The organism is Lachnoclostridium sp. An118 (assembly GCF_002160985.1).
Taxonomy (GTDB): domain Bacteria; phylum Bacillota; class Clostridia; order Lachnospirales; family Lachnospiraceae; genus Claveliimonas; species Claveliimonas stercoravium.
Window position 1 is genome coordinate 189499 of sequence record NZ_NFLQ01000004.1, and the last position, 17216, is coordinate 206714.

The 17216-nt window shown below is 57.6% G+C and carries 13 protein-coding genes and 1 tRNA gene; 8 read left to right on the top strand and 6 right to left on the bottom strand.

Annotated features, from left to right (window positions below; all coding sequences use genetic code 11):
- Positions 1-103 precede the first annotated feature (103 nt).
- Positions 104-820, bottom strand: coding sequence for an HAD family hydrolase (locus tag B5E62_RS05365; RefSeq protein WP_087173596.1), 717 nt, complete (start codon positions 818-820; stop codon positions 104-106).
- 181 nt (positions 821-1001) lie between these two features.
- Between B5E62_RS05365 and B5E62_RS05370 the strand changes: the two genes are divergently transcribed.
- On the top strand, positions 1002-1592 hold the full coding sequence (locus B5E62_RS05370) for a xanthine phosphoribosyltransferase (RefSeq protein WP_087173597.1): 591 nt from the start codon (positions 1002-1004) through the stop codon (positions 1590-1592).
- Positions 1593-1616: 24 nt separating this feature from the next.
- On the top strand, positions 1617-3338 hold the full coding sequence (locus B5E62_RS05375) for an ABC-ATPase domain-containing protein (RefSeq protein ID WP_087173598.1): 1722 nt from the start codon (positions 1617-1619) through the stop codon (positions 3336-3338).
- On the opposite strand, the gene B5E62_RS05380 is transcribed toward B5E62_RS05375, so the two are convergent.
- From B5E62_RS05380 to B5E62_RS05400, 5 genes are all read right to left on the bottom strand, one after another.
- Positions 3280-4185, bottom strand: a complete 906-nt coding sequence (locus tag B5E62_RS05380) for a pyridoxamine kinase (protein ID WP_087173599.1) — start codon at positions 4183-4185, stop codon at positions 3280-3282. The genes B5E62_RS05375 and B5E62_RS05380 overlap by 59 nt on opposite strands.
- Before the next feature lie 330 nt (positions 4186-4515).
- Positions 4516-4589: transfer RNA gene (locus B5E62_RS05385), tRNA-Arg, on the bottom strand.
- 134 nt (positions 4590-4723) lie between these two features.
- Complete coding sequence (locus B5E62_RS05390) at positions 4724-6493, bottom strand: ABC transporter ATP-binding protein (RefSeq protein WP_076778423.1); 1770 nt, start codon at positions 6491-6493, stop codon at positions 4724-4726.
- Positions 6486-8258: an ABC transporter ATP-binding protein gene (locus tag B5E62_RS05395; RefSeq protein ID WP_087173600.1), complete on the bottom strand. Its 1773-nt coding sequence runs from the start codon at positions 8256-8258 to the stop codon at positions 6486-6488. The genes B5E62_RS05390 and B5E62_RS05395 overlap by 8 nt, the downstream gene beginning before the upstream one ends.
- Before the next feature lie 31 nt (positions 8259-8289).
- Positions 8290-9234 (bottom strand): ketopantoate reductase family protein, encoded by a 945-nt coding sequence (locus tag B5E62_RS05400; protein WP_087173601.1) that lies wholly within the window; start codon positions 9232-9234, stop codon positions 8290-8292.
- Positions 9235-9711: 477 nt separating this feature from the next.
- Here B5E62_RS05400 and B5E62_RS05405 point away from each other — a divergent pair, with 477 nt between their 5' ends.
- The 6 genes from B5E62_RS05405 to B5E62_RS05430 all read left to right on the top strand — a co-directional run bounded on the left by B5E62_RS05405 (position 9712) and on the right by B5E62_RS05430 (position 17154).
- Positions 9712-10719, top strand: coding sequence for an Rpn family recombination-promoting nuclease/putative transposase (locus B5E62_RS05405; protein WP_083582550.1), 1008 nt, complete (start codon positions 9712-9714; stop codon positions 10717-10719).
- Between the two features lie 269 nt (positions 10720-10988).
- Positions 10989-13904 (top strand): insulinase family protein, encoded by a 2916-nt coding sequence (locus B5E62_RS05410; protein WP_087173602.1) that lies wholly within the window; start codon positions 10989-10991, stop codon positions 13902-13904.
- A 143-nt stretch (positions 13905-14047) separates the two neighbouring features.
- Positions 14048-14386: a thioredoxin family protein gene (locus tag B5E62_RS05415; protein WP_087173603.1), complete on the top strand. Its 339-nt coding sequence runs from the start codon at positions 14048-14050 to the stop codon at positions 14384-14386.
- Between the two features lie 62 nt (positions 14387-14448).
- A complete protein-coding gene (locus tag B5E62_RS05420; protein WP_087173604.1) occupies positions 14449-15717 on the top strand; it encodes a sensor histidine kinase in 1269 nt (422 codons plus the stop codon).
- On the top strand, positions 15717-16502 hold the full coding sequence (locus tag B5E62_RS05425; RefSeq protein WP_087173605.1) for a LytR/AlgR family response regulator transcription factor: 786 nt from the start codon (positions 15717-15719) through the stop codon (positions 16500-16502). Before B5E62_RS05420 ends, B5E62_RS05425 begins: the two co-directional genes overlap by 1 nt.
- Positions 16477-17154, top strand: a complete 678-nt coding sequence (locus tag B5E62_RS05430) for a response regulator transcription factor (RefSeq protein WP_087173606.1) — start codon at positions 16477-16479, stop codon at positions 17152-17154. Before B5E62_RS05425 ends, B5E62_RS05430 begins: the two co-directional genes overlap by 26 nt.
- The last annotated feature ends 62 nt before the right edge of the window (positions 17155-17216 follow it).

A 17216-nucleotide genomic window follows, 5' to 3' on the forward strand; every position in this document is an offset into this window, starting at 1 on the left:
AGCACTTTTGTTGTGAAAAACTACTATTTTTCAGTGAATAAATTGTAAACATTTTGAATGGTCTGTTCATAATAAAAAATGCCCGGAAAAACCGGGCATTTTGTCACCTGTTCAGTTTTTCTATAAAGGAAAGCAGGTCCTCGAAGCCTCCCCGGGGATAGCAGGACAGGTCCCTGCCCTCTTTGTTGATGAGGCAGTCTGTGAGGAGAAAGACCTTCATCCCCAGTGACTCCGTGACCATATCCTCTGACACATCGTTCCCCACCATCAGGCACTCCTGGGGGCGCAGGCCGCAGTGGGAGAGGACGTCCCGGTAGTAGTCGGGATTAGGCTTGCAGTGGACGGAATTTTCGTAGGTAGTATAGTACTCGAAGTCCTCCGGCGAGACGCCGGCCCACCGCATCCGGCTCTCGGTGGCAATGGAGGGAAAGAGGGGGTTGGTGGCAAGGACCCTGCGCAGCCCCAGCTCCCGGCACAGTTCCACGGAGCGGGCTGCCAGGGGAGTGTAGCCGCACACCTGCCTGGCCTCCTGGAATTCCACCTGGTAAAATTCCTGGAAGACGGGGATATCCTTCAGCGACTCCTCCCCGTAGATACCGCTGAAAAATTTCCAGAATACCTTCTCGTTGGTGGCTCTGCCGTCATTCTGCACCATGGCGGCGGTGCCGCCCCACACGGCCTTGATGAGCTTTTCCGGGTCGTAGCCTATGGGTGCCATTTTCTCCGCAAGCCTTTTGAAATAGGATTTTATAAACAGGTCCTGGTCCATGGGGAGCAGGGTCCCGTCCAGGTCAAATAAAACAGTTGTGATCTTTTCCATATGTATCCTCTCCTGTCCAGATAGGTAGTGCAGGGGAGAGGGCGGTGCAGCTCTCTGGGGAGATGCCCGCACCCGGCCCTGCGGCGACAGATAAAGTATAGAATGAAAAAACAATGATTGTCAACTATGCTGTTTTCTCCTATAATAGATAGTAAAATCAAAAACAAAAGAGGAATTTGGTATGAATTTTTTAGAGGAACGCATCGTAAAGGATGGAATCATCACAGAAGGAAACGTGCTGAAGGTGGACAGCTTCTTGAATCATCAGATGGACATTGAGCTGTTTGACCAGATCGGGGCGGAGTTCAAGAGGAGATTTGAGGGAAAGCCCATCAACAAGATACTCACTATCGAGGCCTCCGGCATCGGCATCGCCTGTGTGGCGGCCCAGCACTTCAGGGTGCCGGTGGTGTTTGCAAAGAAGACCCAGAGCATCAACCTGGAGGGGGAAATGTATGTGGCGGAGGTGGAGTCCTTCACCCATCGCTGCAGGAACCAGGTCATCGTGTCCCAGAAATTCCTGGGCGAGGAGGACCATGTGCTCATCATCGATGATTTCCTGGCAAACGGCTGCGCGCTCCAGGGGCTGATCCAGATCGTCCAGGCGGCGGGAGCCACCGTGGAGGGCATCGGCATCGTCATCGAGAAGGGATTCCAGGCCGGCGGCAGCATCATTAGAAATCTGGGATACCAGCTGGAGTCACTGGCCATTGTGGACTCCATGGACGAGAAGACCGGAACCTTTGTGTTCCGGGAGCAGAAAGAAAAATAGACGAAAAGGAGCAAGGACAGGATCATGAACACAGCAGTGCAGCTGGAACAGCAGCTTATGAGCATACACAGGAAGAGCTACCCGGCTTACAAGAGCCTGGCCGGGAGCTGGCAGTTTCCCGGCTTTATCCTCCACATCGACCATGTGCAGGGGGACCCCTTTGCCGCCCCCTCCAAGGTGAGCGTGGAGGTGTCCCAGAAGACGGCGGCCTTCCCGGAGGAGCTCTTTGACAGGAAGGACAAGAGGATCGCCCTGCAGGACCATCTCACCCGGGAGTTCTCGCGGCAGGTCGGGGAGTACATGTTCCAGGCAAAGGGCTCCGGCAAGAGCGGCCTCATCAGCATCAGCCGATGCGGCCAGGAGGTGCTGGAGCGGACGGCCCTGGAGATGAACGGAAAGCGGATACTGGTGCGGTTTGAGGTGGGATTTCCGGCAAACGGGCGGACTATCAACGCGCCGGAGCTGAAGAAGATATTGTTTGACTATGTGCCCCAGTGCGTGAAGAGGGCCCTGTACTACAAAAATCTGAACCCGAAGGTGCTCCGGGAGGTGGCGGACCTGGCGGAGGACCAGACCTTTATCCGGGAGGAACTAAAGAAGAGAAATCTGGCGGCCTTTGTGGCCAACGGCGCTGTCCTGCCCCGGCAGAGCGGCGTCTCGGACAAGCCCATGAAGGGGGCTGTGGTGTTTGAGAGCCCAAGGAGCATGGAGGTGGAGCTTTCCCTTCCCCATAAAGGGGCGCTGAAGGGGATGGCGGTCCCCAGGGGCATCACCCTCATCGTGGGAGGCGGCTACCACGGCAAATCCACCCTTCTGAAAGCCCTGGAGCTGGGCGTGTACAACCACATCAAGGGGGACGGGAGAGAGTATGTCATCACCGATGACACAGCCATGAAGATACGGGCGGAGGATGGAAGGGCTGTGGCCCATGTGGACATCTCCCCCTTTATCAACCATCTGCCAAATGGAAAGGACACGGTGGACTTCTCCACGGAGGACGCCAGCGGCTCCACCTCCCAGGCGGCCAACGTGGTGGAGGCTGTGGAGGCGGGGGCAGGCGCGCTCCTCATAGACGAGGACACCTCCGCCACCAACTTCATGGTGCGGGACGCCCTCATGCAGTCTGTCATCGCCAGGGAGCAGGAGCCTATCACCCCCTTTATCGAGCAGGCCAGGAAGCTTTACGAGGAGAAGGGCGTCTCGGTCATCCTGGTGGCGGGCAGCTCGGGAGCCTACTTCTACATCGCGGACAAGATCATCCAGATGGACACCTACCGGGCCTGCGATATCACGGACCATGTGAAGGATATCTGCAGCCGGAACAAGGAGGAGATGGAGTTTGTGGCAGCCCACCGGAGGGAATCCGAGGGGATTGCCGGATGGGGGGCCATGTCCCGGCACCCGCGCCTTGGGAAGATTGACAAAAAGCACGGTCAGATCAAGGTCAAGCAGTATGGAAAGGACAGCTTTTCCATCGGGAAGGACACGGTGGAGCTCAAGTATGTGGAGCAGATAACGGACAGCGAGCAGACCACCACGCTCAGCTATGTGCTGAAAAATGTCATCGAGGAGATGGAGACAAAAAAGAACGTCAGCCTTGAGGAGCTGGCGGAGAAAATCTGGAGAGAGATAGAGGGCAGGGGACTTTCCTGCCTGGTGAAGGGGACATACATCCCCTCCTCCCTTGCTATGACGAGGAAGCAGGAGATATATGCGTGTCTGAACCGTTACAGAGGGTTCCGCTAGGGGCCAGCATGGACAGGTACTTTTCGTAATTGACGCCGTCATTGCGAGGTACCTGTTCTTTTATGGAGTCAGAGAGGGCCAGGCTGATAAATTTCCCGGCCAGCCGGACCGTGTCCGTCACCGTGTCCCCTCTGGCCATGCCGGCCGCAATGCAGGCGGCGAACAGGTCCCCGGTGCCGGAGTAGCTGCCCCCGATGCAGGGGAAGGGTATCAGATCATGTCCGCCGGCGGTCACATCCAGGTTGCCCATCATGGGAACGCCGTCCCCGTCCGTGTAGCAGATGCCGGTGACGAGCACCTCCCGGAGCCTTCCGTGGAGGAGGGAGCGGGCCAGCTCGCTGAGCACCTCCATGAGGAGGGAAATATTTTTGATGGAGCCCAGCTCCCCGTAGTCTGCTCCCGTGAGGAGGCAGAGCTCTGTCAGGTTGGGGGTGATGATGTCCGCTTTCTGGCAAAGCTCCCTCATTTTTTCCAGGAGGCCCTCCGTGAAGAGGCCGTGGGGTTTGCCGTCCCCGCCCAGGACCGGGTCCACCAGGAGAAAGGTGTCCTCAGTCAGGAAGCTGTCCAGGAACATCTGGATCTGCTTTACCTGCCTTTCATCTGCCAGGAAACCGGTGCAGATGCCGTCAAAGCGCACTCCCATCTTCTCCCACTCGGTGCGGATGAGAGGCATTTTATCTGTATAGCTGTCACAGTAGTAGTGAGGGTATCCGGTCTGCCCGCTCAAGATGGCTGTGGGCAGGGGGCAGGGCTGCACTCCCATGACAGAGATGACGGATATGGCGGCTGTGAGAGAGCAGCGTCCAAATCCGGAGAGGTCGTTGATAACGGCTATTTTTTTTGTCATTTTTTTCAGTCCTTTACATTTGATGTGGAATGACCTTTGTGTCGATCCACTCTATTGTATACCCGGGGATGCGGGCAAGTCAAACAAAAGGGGCATAAAAAGACCAGAGTGAAAACACTCTGGCCGGAGGGGGAAATTATGAAAAAGAAAATTGAATAAAGGTTTTGTTCCTTTGTTCGATTATTACTATACCGGGAAAATGTGATAAAAATGTGACTGTGTTATTAAATAAATGTGAAATGAAAATGAAGGTTTTCTGACGGCCCGCCGGATACCGGGATACAACGGAATACAAAAAAACAGGTCCCTCTCAGGGACCCGTCATGGCAGCGTGGGCAAGAGGATTCGAACCCCCGACCTTCTGGTCCGTAGCCAGACGCTCTATCCAGCTGAGCTATGCCCACATCACTGTGTATCTCTCACAGCAAAAATTATTATATTACAGAATGTCAGACCTGTCAAGAAAAAAATGAAAAATCCTGACAGGCCGACGTAAGATCCTGACGGGTCGATTTGGTGAAGGACAGAATGGAACAGCCTAGCTGTCCGCCGCGAACTGGCTGTAGTACAGATTTGCGTAAAAGCCCTGCCTCGCCAGAAGCTCCTGGTGTGTCCCCTGCTCGATGATGTGCCCCTTGTCCATGACAAGGATCACGTCCGCCGTCTGGATGGTGGAGAGGCGGTGGGCCACCACAAAGCTGGTGCGCCCTTTCATCAGCGTCTCAAAGGCCCGCTGGATGCGGATTTCCGTCATGGTGTCGATGGATGAGGTGGCCTCGTCCAGGATGAGCATGGGAGGCAGGCAGAGCATGATCCTGGCAATGCAAAGGAGCTGCTTCTGTCCCTGGGACAGGTTGCCGCCGCCCTCGGAGATGATGGTGTCATATCCCTCCGGCATGCGCATGATAAAGCTGTGGGCGTGGGCCTTTTTGGCCGCCTCTATGATCTCCTCCTCTGTGGCGTCAGGGCGGCCGTAGGCGATGTTATCCCGGATGGAGGCGGATTTCAGCCAGGTCTCCTGGAGGACCATGCCGTAGCTGGTGCGCAGGGAGTGGCGGGTGATCTGGCGTATGTCGTGGCCGTCCACCTGGATGGAGCCCTTCTGCACATCGTAGAACCGCATGAGCAGGTTGATGAGGGTGGTCTTGCCGCAGCCCGTGGGGCCCACGATGGCGATCCGCTGTCCCGGCTCTACGGACAGAGAAAGCCCCTGGATGAGAGGCGTCTGGGGCGTGTAGGAGAAGTCCACATCCTGCAGGAGGATGCGGCCCTCCGGCTCTGTCAGCACCACCGCGTCGGCGGGCTCCGCCGGCGCGGACGGCTCGTCTATGAGCTCAAAGACCCGGGCGGCGGAGGCGATGGAATTCTGGAACTCGGTCAGCACGCTGGTGATGTCGTTGAAGGGCTTGGTGTACTGGTTTGTGTAGCTCAGGAAGCTGGAGAGCTGTCCCACAGTCAGCATGCCGCCCATGACAGAGAAGCATCCCGCGATGGCCACACCCGCGTAGATGGCCGAGTACATGAAGCGGGTGGCGGGGTTGGTGATGGAGGAGAAGAAGGTGGCTTTCAGGGAGTACTCGGAGAGCCTTTTGTTTATCTCGTCAAACTCCTCGTTTGCCTCGTCCTGGTAGCCAAAGGCCTGGACCACCTTGATGCCCCCCAGCATCTCGTTCGTGAAGCCTGTCAGCTCACCCCTGGTCTCGGACTGCTTTTTGAACATGGTGAAGGATTTCTTGGATATGAAATCCGCCACCAGGAAGGACAGGGGGCTTAAGACTACCACGATCAATGTGATCCAGGGATTGATGCCCAGCATGAAGATGATGGTCCCCACAATGGTGGCCACCCCTGTAAAGAGCTGGGTGAAGCCCAGGAGCAGCCCGTCGGAGAACTGGTCGATATCTGTGATGACACGGCTTAACAGGTCCCCCGAGGAGTGGCGGTCCACATAGGACAGGGGCAGCTCCTGGAGATGGTCAAAGGCCTGGACCCGAAGGTCCCGGACAATGCGGTAGGTGACCTTGTTGTTGATGTGGTTCATGACCCACTGGGCCACTGCGGTGACGGCGATGGAGATGAGTATCCCCGCGATCACAGCCATGAGCCCTGTGAAATCCACCTGCCCCTCTCCCACGATATAGTCAACGCCCCGCCCGGTCAGGATGGGGATGTAGAGGGTCAGCCCCACGGTCAGCGCCGAGAGCAGGAGGGAGAGGATGACGAGCGCTGTGTAGGGGCGGATATAGTGGAGGATCCGCCGCAGCGTCTTTTTGTTGTTCACTTTCTTGTCTGATGTCTCGTTATGCATTTGCAGATGCCTCCTTTCCGGCAGACTGGGACGCGCAGATTTCCTGGTATACGTGGTTGGAGGAGAGCAGCTCCTCGTGGGTGCCGTACCCGGCGGGCCGCCCGTCGTCCATGACAAGGATGTGGTCCGCGCTGCGGATGGCGGATACCCGCTGGGAGATGATGAACACAGTCATATTTCCCGTGCTCTCCTTGATGGCCTTCCGAAGCCTTGCGTCCGTGGCGAAATCAAGGGCTGAGGCGCTGTCGTCCAGGATGAGGATGTCAGGCTGCCCTGCAAGGGCCCGGGCGATGGTGAGCCGCTGCTTCTGTCCGCCGGACAGGTTGCTGCCGCCCTGCTGGAGCATCAGGTCCAGCCCCCTGCCCTTGCTGTCTACAAACTCTCTTGCCTGGGCGATGTCCAGCGCCCGGTAAATCTCCTCGTCGGTGGCGTCCCGCTTGCCCCATTGCATGTTTTTCCTGAGAGAGCCGGAGAAGACCGTGGCCTTCTGGGGCACGATGCTCACCCGTTTCCGGATGGCGGATGGCTTGAGAGACCGCACATCCTGCCCGAAAAGCCGGATGGTGCCGGAGGTGCAGTCGTAGAACCGGGGGATGAGATTTGCCAGGGTGGATTTTCCGGAGCCGGTCCCGCCAATGATGCCGATGGTCTCTCCTGGCATGGCGGAGAAGCTGATGCCGTGGAGGGTCTCCTCCCTGGACCCGGCGTAGGTGAAGCCTACATTTTCAAAGGAGACAGCCGGCTGTCCGGCCTCCCTGCCCGGGATGGCGGAAGTGTTCCCTTCGCCCGGGACAGCAGGAACATCCCCCTCGTCGGGGATGGAGGGCTCCACATCGAAGATGGCGTCTACCCGGGCAAGGCTTGCCAGGGACCTTGAGAGGAGGATGATCAGGTTGGCCAGCTTCACCAGCTCTGTCAGGATCTGGGACATGTAGTTGATGAGGGCGATGACCTGTCCCTGGGTCAGGTCCCCGGCGTCCACCTGGCGTCCGCCGGACCAGAGGACCGCGATGATGCCCAGGTTGATGATGACGTAGGTGAGGGGATTTAAGAGGGCGGATATCTTTCCCACGAAAATCTGTTTCCGGTACAGCCCGTCCGTCTCCCGGCCGAACCGCTCCTTCTCCTCCTCCTGTCTTGCGAAGGCCCGGACCACCCGGATGCCCAGGAGATTTTCCCGGGTCACAAGGAGCACCCGGTCAAGCTGTCTCTGGACCTTTTTGTAGAGGGGCATGCTGACAAGAAGGATGGCAAAGACGACCACAAGGAGCACGGGGATGGTGACGGCAAAGGGAAGGGCCGCCCTGGCGTCCACTGTGAAGGCCATGACCATGGCGCCCAGGACCACAAAGGGGGAGCGCAGGAACAGGCGGAGGAACATGTTGACTCCGTTCTGCACCTGGTTCACGTCGTTGGTCATCCGGTTGATGAGGGTGGAGGTGCCGATGGTGTCGATCTCCTGGTAGGAGAAGGTGCCTATGTGGGCAAACAGGTCGCTGCGCATGGCCATGCCGGCGCTGACAGCGGATTTGGCCGCAAAGTACTGGGCGGTCAGGGAAAAAGAAAAGCCCACGATGCCCAGGAGGATGAGGAGAGCCCCCATCTTCCAGAGATAGGGGCCATCGTTCCCGGCAATCCCCACGTCGATCATCTGCGCTACCACCAGGGGGACAAAGAGTTCAAAGGTGGCCTCCAGCATCTTGAAGAGAGGAGCCATGACCGTGATGAAGGGGTGGGGCTTTAAGTAGCTTAGTAATCGTTTCATTGCATGTTCGTCCTTTCTGTTTGCCTGGAGCCTATGCCTGGCATTTTTCCTTCAGCTTCGTGTACATTTCCCCGGATACCGGCGCGGCCACGCCCAGGCGCTGAGCCTCCCGGACGATATAGCCGCTGAAGGTCTCAAGCTCTGTGGGGCGTCCGGCGTTCACATCCCGCTGAAGAGAGCTGGTGGCATCGTACTGGAGTTTGTGGTAGAAGCGGTAGATGATGGAGTCCCGGTCCGCCTGCGTCACGTGGATGCCCTTTGCCAGGGCCACCTGCCAGGCTTCGTCCACGAGGGCCTCGTAGATGGCGGCCTTCTCCAGGTCCTCCCGGAGCTGTCCGATGCAGTTGTCGTAGAGGGCTGTCTCCACATTGTAAGCGCAGTTCAGTATATACTTTTTCCAGATTTCCGCCTGGATATCCCGGGAGGCGGTGCAGTCCACCCCGGCCCCATTGAGGAGATCCGTCACATCGCAGCATTTCTTCCAGTCGTCAGGAGAGGCGTCCTGGATGCCCACGTAGAGGTTGGCAAATCTGTCCTGCTGGGTGACGGAGAAGTCGGCGTTGGCGAAGGCCACGATATAGATGAGGGAGTCGATGACCGTGCCGCCTGGCAGATACTCCCGGGCCCGGTCTCCGGGGTCCGCTCCGTTCATGACAGGGACGATGACCGTATCCTCAGACACGCAGCCTGTGAGGGAGCGGCAGGCCTCCTCCAGGGAATAATTCTTGACGCAGATGAAAATGTAGTCCTGTATCTCCAGGCCCTCTGCTGTCTCCACTACTCTCTCCGGGCGCACGGTGCGCTCTCCCCGGTAGTCGCTGTGGAGGACAAGGCCGTTCTCCCGAATAGATTTTCCCCGTTCTCCCCTGGCCACAAAGGTGACGTGGGGGTAGGCGTCCGCCAGCAGGGCTCCCACGTAGCCGCCTACGCCGCCCAGCCCCAGGACTGTGATCTTCTTGTCGTCTGATGCTCTCATAGGTACATGCCTTCTTTCCCGTTTTTTCTTTATTAAAATGAAAGTCCGAAAGCGCCGCCGCGCCTTCTGCCTGCATTTACATACGCATGAATTATAACACAGGCAGGGGCCGGCGGGGAATATTTTTTGGAAGGGGGAAAAGAGCGCTTGCAATTCCGGGCGGCTTGCCATATACTATATGTAATCCTTTCGGGCCATTCCGGCCTGGAAAAGCATTCTGTATGAAATCTGATCGTATCTGACTGTCAGAAACATCTTTCAGAAATCCAAAAGAAACCAGGTCAACCAATTAAAAAGAGAAACGCTCCCTGGCAGTTGGCAGAAGGCGGGAGATACAGGGGATAAAAACTGTCTTGTTTTTCCTGAGTTATGTTGATACAATGGCACTGTAGATATGTCCCGGAATGTGCTCCCGGCAACCCTGCCTGTCAGGAGAAGCTGTGAAAGGAGGAGCAATGGGGGGACGCAAACAACAGAATACGGAACACGAAGCCAAAAGACAGCAGTGCAAAGCTGATCTTTGACGACCATGTCCTGTGTGCACAGTTCCTGCAGGACTATGTAGACGTGGGGATACTAAGAAATGTGGAGCCGGAGGATATTGAGGACATCTCGGAAAGATTTCTGTGGATGTGGCAGGAGAACAGAGACTCTGACTCTGTAAAGAAAATCCGGATAAAAGATGTTCCCGGTATGGAGGAAGTGTATGTGATCGCCATGATCGAGCATCAGTCAAAGGTGGACTACGACATGTCGTTCCGGACACTGCGCTATTCTGTCCAGATCTGGACGGATTACGCCCAGGAGCAGGAGGCGAAGAGGAAAGGTGCGACAAAGCTGAAAGATTTCCGCTATCCACCTATTCTCCCGGTAGTCTTTTATGATGGCTCCGGTGGATGGACGGCGTCCGCTGATTTTAAGGAGAGAGTGTATCTGGGTGATGTGCTTGGAGAATATATCCCGTCATTTCGCTATATGGTGGTGCGCCTGTCGGGATACTCGAACCAGGAACTGCTGGACAAGAGAAATGAGCTGTCGCTGATCATGCTGGTGGACAAGCTGCGGAGCGCAGCGGATTTCCAGACTCTCAAAGATATCCCGGAGGAATACTTTGAGGATATCAGCCAGAAAGCGCCTGAGACTGTCTTAAAACTGATCGGGAAGATCATTTCTGTCCTTTTGCTGCGGCTGAATGTTCCAAAAGGAGAGGTGGAGGAATTCACCGATCGTATTGAGCGGAGGGAGTTTCATATGCTATTTGAAAATTTTGAGGCATACGATGTGCAGGAGACCCGGAGAGTCAGCAAGGCAGAGGGAAAAGCAGAGGATGTGCTAGAGCTTCTGGAAGAGCTCGGTCCTGTGCCGGAAAAGGTCAGGGAGCAGATCATGAAAGAACAGGATCTGCCGACTCTCAGCAAATGGCACAAAGCAGCGGCAAAAGCCGGCAGCGTGGAGTGCTTTTTGGAGGAGATGGGGCTGGAGTGATCCACTCTTTTGATCCCGGCGCTGTGGAAGCGGGATAGACCAGGCGGGAAAACTGCCAGATAGACAAAGAGAGATGCCAAATGGACAGTCTGCATTGACGGCTGTCCATTTTTCTTTTATTTTATGCAGACAGATGCCGGGACTCAAGCGCTGCAAGGAGACATATCACCCCCTCTGGGAATCAGTTCTCTTTGCAGACAGCTTCTCCCGGCATCTGGACAATGGAGAGAAGTTTGAAAGAAATAATGACACAGTAAGGAGAAAAAAGGATGGACTTGAAAAGACAGAAGACAGAGCAGGCGGCTGCGGCCCACGGCTTTGTCATAGATACAAGGAGAGAGCTGCCGCAGACAGGGGCTGTTCTCTGGCAGATGCACTTTGCGAAAAACGGCGCCCGGCTTCTGTGGCTGGAGCGAGGGGAGGAGAACAAGACGTTTGCGGCGGCATTCAAGACGCTGCCGTCGGACGATACGGGGGTCTTCCACATATTGGAGCACTCGCTTTTGTGCGGATCCCGGAAATACCCGGTGAGCAAGCCCTTTGTGGAGATGATCAAAAGCTCCCTGCAGACCTTTATGAACGCCTTTACCTTCCCGGACAAGACCATGTATCCGGTAAGCAGCCGCAACCAGAAGGATTTCCTCAATCTGGTGGACGTGTACCTGGACGCTGTGCTGCATCCGCTCTGCCTGGAGAAGGAGGAGATCTTCCGCCAGGAGGGCTGGCACTACGAGCTGGACAGCCAGGAGGGAGAGCTCTCCTGCAACGGCGTGGTGTACAACGAGATGAAGGGGATGTACGCGTCGCCGGACACGCTGATCGACAGCGCCTTGAACCGGGCCCTCTTCCCGGATAACTGCTACCAGTTCCAGTCCGGCGGGGACCCTGCCTGCATCCCGGCGCTCACCTACGAGGAGTACAAGGCGCAGTACCGGGAATACTATCACCCGTCAGGCGCATGGTTCCTCTTGGACGGGGAGATGGAGATCGGGCCGGTGCTGGAGAAGATCGGGCAGGCGCTGTCCGGCTTTGAGCCGCAGCAAGAGGATCATCCCATCCCCCTTCAGAGCCCGGTACACCCAGATGAGACGCGGCTTCCCTATGAGACCGGGGAGGAGGATATCGCAAAGAAGACGATCCTGGCCAAGGGGTGGGTCTACGGGCGCTATGACGAGCCGGAGAAGGACCTGGCCTGCCAGGCTCTCTGCGAGATGCTCTGCGGCTCCAACGAGGCGCCTCTTAAGAAGGCGCTGCTGGAGAGAGGGCTGGCTGAGAACGTGGAATTTTCCAAGGTGGACGGCGTCCAGCAGCCCTTTGCCGTCCTGGTGGTGAGAAATGCTGCCGGAGACCAGGAGCAGGAGATCTGGGATACCGTGCGCACAGTGCTGGAGCAGCTGGCCGCCCAGGGGCTGGACCACAGAAGGCTGGAGGCGGTCATCAGCCGGATGGAGTTCCGCTATCGGGAGAAGGAGACAGGAGGTTTCCCACAGGGGCTTGTCAACTGCATGAAAATGCTGGAGAGCTGCCTCTACGGCGGGGACCCGGCCCAGAATCTCTGCCTGGGGGACGCCTTCCTGCGCCTGCGGGAAGGGATAGAAGGAGGTTATTTTGAGCAGTTTATCCGGGAGAATTTCCTGGAGAACCCACACTGTGCCCAGGTGGTGCTTTTCCCCTCCAGGGAGCTGGGAGAGAGGAAGAGAAAGGAGGAGGCAGAGCGTTTCCGCAGGATAAAAGAGAGCTGGAGCAGCCAGGAGAGGGAGCAGGTCATCCAGAAGCTGGCAGCCCTTAGGGCCTTCCAGAATAGGCCGGACCGCCCCCAGGACCTGGCCGCGCTTCCGGTGCTGTCCCTTGCGGATATAGAGGAAGAGACGCCGGACATCCCCCAGCAGGTGACAGAGGAGGCGGGGGTCAGGGTCCTTTGTCATCCTCTGGAGACAGAAGGCATCGCCCATCTTGTCTGGTACTTCCTGGCCGGGGACCTGACAGAGGAGGAGCTGCACCTTCTCTCCTTCCTGCAGACCCTGCTGGGGCAGACCAGGACGGCGCGTTTTTCCGTCCTGGAGCTTGCGGCGTCTCTGGAAGGAGAGCTGGGGCGTTTTCAGACCAGTGTGGAGGTGTTCGCGCCAAGAGGGGAGACGGCAACGTGTAAGCCCTGCTTTGCCGTCCATGTGTCAGCCCTGGAGGAAAAGCTGGAGGAGGCAAAGGAACTGACAAGGGAAGTGCTGCTGGACACGGATTTTGGTGATCTTGCCTACCTAAGAGGCCGTCTGCGCCAGCTCAGGCTGTCTCTGGAACAGCACGTCCTCATGCACGGTGACAGCTATGCCTCCCTGCGCATCGCCGCCGGGTGCTCGGCGAAAGGCGGGGCCAGGGAGGCGCTGCGGGGCGTCAGTATGCTGGACTGGCTGCGGGAGATGGACAGCCAGTTTGAGGAGAGAGGCGCGGAGCTGGCAGGCAGGCTGAAAGAACTGTGCAGACGGCTCTTCGTGAGAAGGCGCGCCGTCCTTTCTGTCACAGGACAGATCCCGGGAGAAAAGATCGCAGGGCTGGCCTCCAGCCTGCCTGAGGGGGAGGCCCCGGCGGAGGCGGCCTCCTGGTTCAGGAGAAGGCAGGTGAGGGAGGGCATCCTTGTCCCGGCCCCGGTGGGCTTTGCCGGCAAGGGAGGACATCTGGCCCAGTGCGGGGCCAGGTACAGCGGAGCTATGGCAGTGGCAGCCCGCATCCTGTCCTACGGGTATCTGTGGAACACCGTCCGGGTCAAAGGGGGAGCCTACGGCACCCGGCTTGCCATCACGCCTGGCGGGGACGTGGCCTTTACCAGTTTCCGCGATCCTTCTGCCGCCGCCTCCCTGGCCGCCTTTGACAAGGCCGGGGCCTCCCTTCGGGAACTGTGCGCCAGCGGGCAGGAGCTGACCTCCTATATCATCAGCACCATTGCAGCCACAGAGCCACTTCTTACAGCAAGGCAGAAAGGGATGCAGGCAGCGGAAGATTACATGGAGCAGGTGACAGGGCAGATGCGCCAAAGGGACCGCAGGCAGATCCTTTGTACGACCAAAGAGGATTTAGAGAAGGTCAGCCGTATCCTGGATGAGATCTGTGAAAAAGGAGGCTCGTGCATCGTAGGCGGCCAGGAGATCCTGGAGGCGGCAGACGGGGCCTTATCCTGCAGAAGGGACCTGTAAAACTGCCGAACAGACAACAAAAACATCCGAATAGACATGTCGTGTTGTGCGGAAAAATGGAGACGTGTTAAGATTGTTAAAATTATTTCAGAAGGAATATGAGCAACACGCAAGATACAGTTGTCTAAGGAGAGTGGCAGAAGATGGCAGTGATAGAAGCGACAGAGGAAAATTTTGACCAGCTGGTACAAGGCGCAGAGTACGTGATGGTGGATTTCTACGGGGACAACTGCGGGGCCTGCGTCGGCACGGCTCCCTACTACCGGGAGGTGGCGGACGATATGGCGTTCATCCGCTTCATCCAGGTGAACACGTCTGTGTACCGGAAACTGGCCAGGAGATACAAGATCATGGGCATCCCGGCCTTCCGCTATTTCCACAACGGGCAGGTGGTCCACCAGTCCGTAGGCGGCATGGACACAGAGAGGATCCACAGGGAGCTGGCAGAGCTTTTGTACCATGATGAAACGATTGAAAAGTAGCAGAGGGGATGCTATACTAAAACAGATTTAAGACAACGATCACAAACGAAGGAGGAGGTACCATGCTGATCGCCGATTATGCACTTCTTGGACTGGGCGGGGCCGTGTCATGCTTTGCGGCCCTGCGCTGGGAGAGGGAGAGAGCAGGGCGCAGCCTGGTACTTTCTTTTATAGGCGGAGCCGTCTGCGGGCTGGCCTGGTGCCTGGACGCAGGGATACGGCTAGGCAGCGTGGCCTGCCTTCTCTTTCTGGCCTCCTACATGGCGGTGCTGCTGCGCCATGGGGCGGAGCAGGAGAAATCCCTGGTCGATATCCTGGCCGCTGTCTCCCTCTCCTGCGGCTGCTTTGGCATGCTGCGGGTGGTGGCGGAGGCGCTCCTTGGGATTTCCTACCTCTCCCCCTTCTTCCGGGTGATGCTGGCGCTGATGGCCTTTTTGGGGGTCTGCGCAGGCCTGGCCTATTTGTCCCGGGAGTTCCCGGAGGAAGGCTGGCAGCAGTACTTCTGCAAGGAGGGGACGCAGGATGGGGACAGGCCGGGGAGAAGAGCGCTGCTCTTTGTGGCCTTTGGCCTGTGCCTGTCGTTCCCTGTCCTGGGGAGGAACTCCCTGCCCACGGCAGCCCTCGCCCTTTTTGCCTTCTTCGGAGGACTGCGGCTTTTCTGCCTGGTGGCGGCAGCCTGCAAGGAAAGAGAATCCCTGCGCACGGAAAAGCAGTACCGGGATGACATGCAGACCTACATGAGCGTGGTCCGCTCTCAGAGACACGACTACAATTTCCACGTGCAGACCCTCCACGGCCTGCTCCTCAGGAAGGACTACGAGGCCTGCGAGAAGTATCTGGAGGAGCTTTTGCAGGATTCAGTGGCCATGAACCGGCTGCTGCCCCTAAAAGACGCCGCGGTCAGCGCCCTCATCCTCTCCTTCCAGAGCCGGGCCCAGCAGGAGGGCATCCGCCTGGAGATCACGGTGGAGAACGACCTGTCCCAGATCGCCACCAATGTCTATGAGACAAACAAGATCATCGGAAACCTTCTGCAGAATGCCCTGGACGAGACGGAGCGGCTGCCGGACCGGTCATTTGGCATCCATCTGACGATCCTAAAAAGAGGCGAGTTCTGCATCATCAATGTGGCCAATGAGGCGCGGCAGGGAGACCCCATGGCCTCCTACCAGGCAGGCGCCTCCTCCAAGAGCGGGCACGAGGGCATCGGCATCGCCTCCATCCAGGCCCTGGCGGCCAGGTACGGGGGCGTGGTGTACTCCCGCATGGAGGGCCAGGTCATCCATTTTGTGGCAAAGATCCCGCTTAGACTAGTGAAGGAGGCATCGTGATGTTTGAGGGAAAGATACTTCTGGTGGACGACCAGCCTGTGGCGGCGCAGGACTCCATCGCCGCCTTAGAGCATTTTGCAAAGCCTTCCCAGATCCTCTTTGCCGGGGACGCCAAGGCGGCCAGGCAGATCCTGGATACAGAGCCGGTCCGGCTGGCCTTTCTGGATATAGAGATGCCTGGCGGGGACGGCTTTTCCCTGGCGGCCTACATGGAAGAGAGGCATCCGGGGCTGCCCTATGTGTTCCTCACCGGGCACGCGGATTTTGCCCTGGAGAGCTACGAGTATGAGCCGGTGGATTTCCTCACTAAGCCAGTGGATATCCGGCGGATGGAGCGGACCTTTGAGAAGGTGCGGAAAAAGGCGGGCGCGCCGAGAAAAGAGAAGATCGCTGTCAGGAGCGGGGCAGACTACCTGTTCCTGGAGCCAGATCAGATCCTCTACATCTGTAAGGAGAAGAGAAAAGTGCAGATCCACAGGAAGGACGGGGAAATCTGCCAGACCTCCCACACCCTGGAGGAGCTGGAGCGGATCTTCCTGGACTACCATTTCTTCCGCTGCCATCAGTCCTTCCTGGTGCCTCTTGCCAATATACAGGCAGTAGGCGCCAGCCGTTTCGGCCAGACCTACGAGGCCAAGTTGGAGGGAGGGACATCCGTCCCGGTCAGCAGGAGCCGGTACGGAAAGCTTAGGGAAGAGATGGAAAAACTGGGCATCTCCTTCCTAAAAGGAACAGGAAGAAAAGGAGAGACAGGGCAAGATGGACCACATACTGATCATAGATGACGATGCGAATATCAACGGACTTTTAAAGGAGGCGCTGGAGAGAGCCGGCTACTCCTGCAGCCAGGCATACTCCGGGACCGAGGCTCTTTTGCGCCTCGACATGGAGGAGTGTGACCTGGCCCTTCTCGACCTTATGCTGCCTGGCATGCCGGGGGAGAAGGTGTTGGAAGAGATACGCAGAAAGAGGGATATCCCGGTCATCGTGCTGACTGCGAAGGACCGGCTGGACGACAAGGTGGACCTCTTAAAGAGCGGGGCGGACGACTATGTGACAAAGCCCTTTGAGATACGGGAGGTGCTGGCAAGGATCGAGGTGCAGCTGCGCAGGCGGGGGACAGCCGAGGCTGCCGGGAACACTCTGAGCCACAGGGAGATGACCCTGGACAAGGAGACCTTTAAGGTCTTTGTGAGGGGAAGAGAGCTGCCCCGGTTTACACGCCAGGAGTTTGCCATCCTGGAACTCCTCCTGTCCCACCCGGGGCGGGTCTACAGCAAGGAGGAGATTTTTGAGTACGCCTGGGAGGAGCCCTACATGGGGGAGACCAAGACACTGGACGTGCACATCAGCAATATCCGCAGGAAGATAAAGAGGGAGACGCAGGAGGAGTACATTGAGACTATATGGGGTATCGGCTACCGTATGCCCCGGTAAGCTTTACCTTTTCTTTAGATTTTATTTGCGAAGGATTAAGGAAAGGTCCTTAGAATGTAAGA

Bases quoted from the DNA above. Each gene is read 5' to 3' on its own strand.
- B5E62_RS05365 (WP_087173596.1), bottom strand. From the start codon at position 820: ATGGAAAAGATCACAACTGTTTTATTTGACCTGGACGGGACCCTGCTC.
- B5E62_RS05370 (WP_087173597.1), top strand. From the start codon at position 1,002: ATGAATTTTTTAGAGGAACGCATCGTAAAGGATGGAATCATCACAGAA.
- B5E62_RS05375 (WP_087173598.1), top strand. From the start codon at position 1,617: ATGAACACAGCAGTGCAGCTGGAACAGCAGCTTATGAGCATACACAGG.
- B5E62_RS05380 (WP_087173599.1), bottom strand. From the start codon at position 4,185: ATGACAAAAAAAATAGCCGTTATCAACGACCTCTCCGGATTTGGACGC.
- B5E62_RS05390 (WP_076778423.1), bottom strand. From the start codon at position 6,493: ATGCATAACGAGACATCAGACAAGAAAGTGAACAACAAAAAGACGCTG.
- B5E62_RS05395 (WP_087173600.1), bottom strand. From the start codon at position 8,258: ATGAAACGATTACTAAGCTACTTAAAGCCCCACCCCTTCATCACGGTC.
- B5E62_RS05400 (WP_087173601.1), bottom strand. From the start codon at position 9,234: ATGAGAGCATCAGACGACAAGAAGATCACAGTCCTGGGGCTGGGCGGC.
- B5E62_RS05410 (WP_087173602.1), top strand. From the start codon at position 10,989: ATGGACTTGAAAAGACAGAAGACAGAGCAGGCGGCTGCGGCCCACGGC.
- B5E62_RS05415 (WP_087173603.1), top strand. From the start codon at position 14,048: ATGGCAGTGATAGAAGCGACAGAGGAAAATTTTGACCAGCTGGTACAA.
- B5E62_RS05420 (WP_087173604.1), top strand. From the start codon at position 14,449: ATGCTGATCGCCGATTATGCACTTCTTGGACTGGGCGGGGCCGTGTCA.
- B5E62_RS05425 (WP_087173605.1), top strand. From the start codon at position 15,717: ATGTTTGAGGGAAAGATACTTCTGGTGGACGACCAGCCTGTGGCGGCG.
- B5E62_RS05430 (WP_087173606.1), top strand. From the start codon at position 16,477: ATGGACCACATACTGATCATAGATGACGATGCGAATATCAACGGACTT.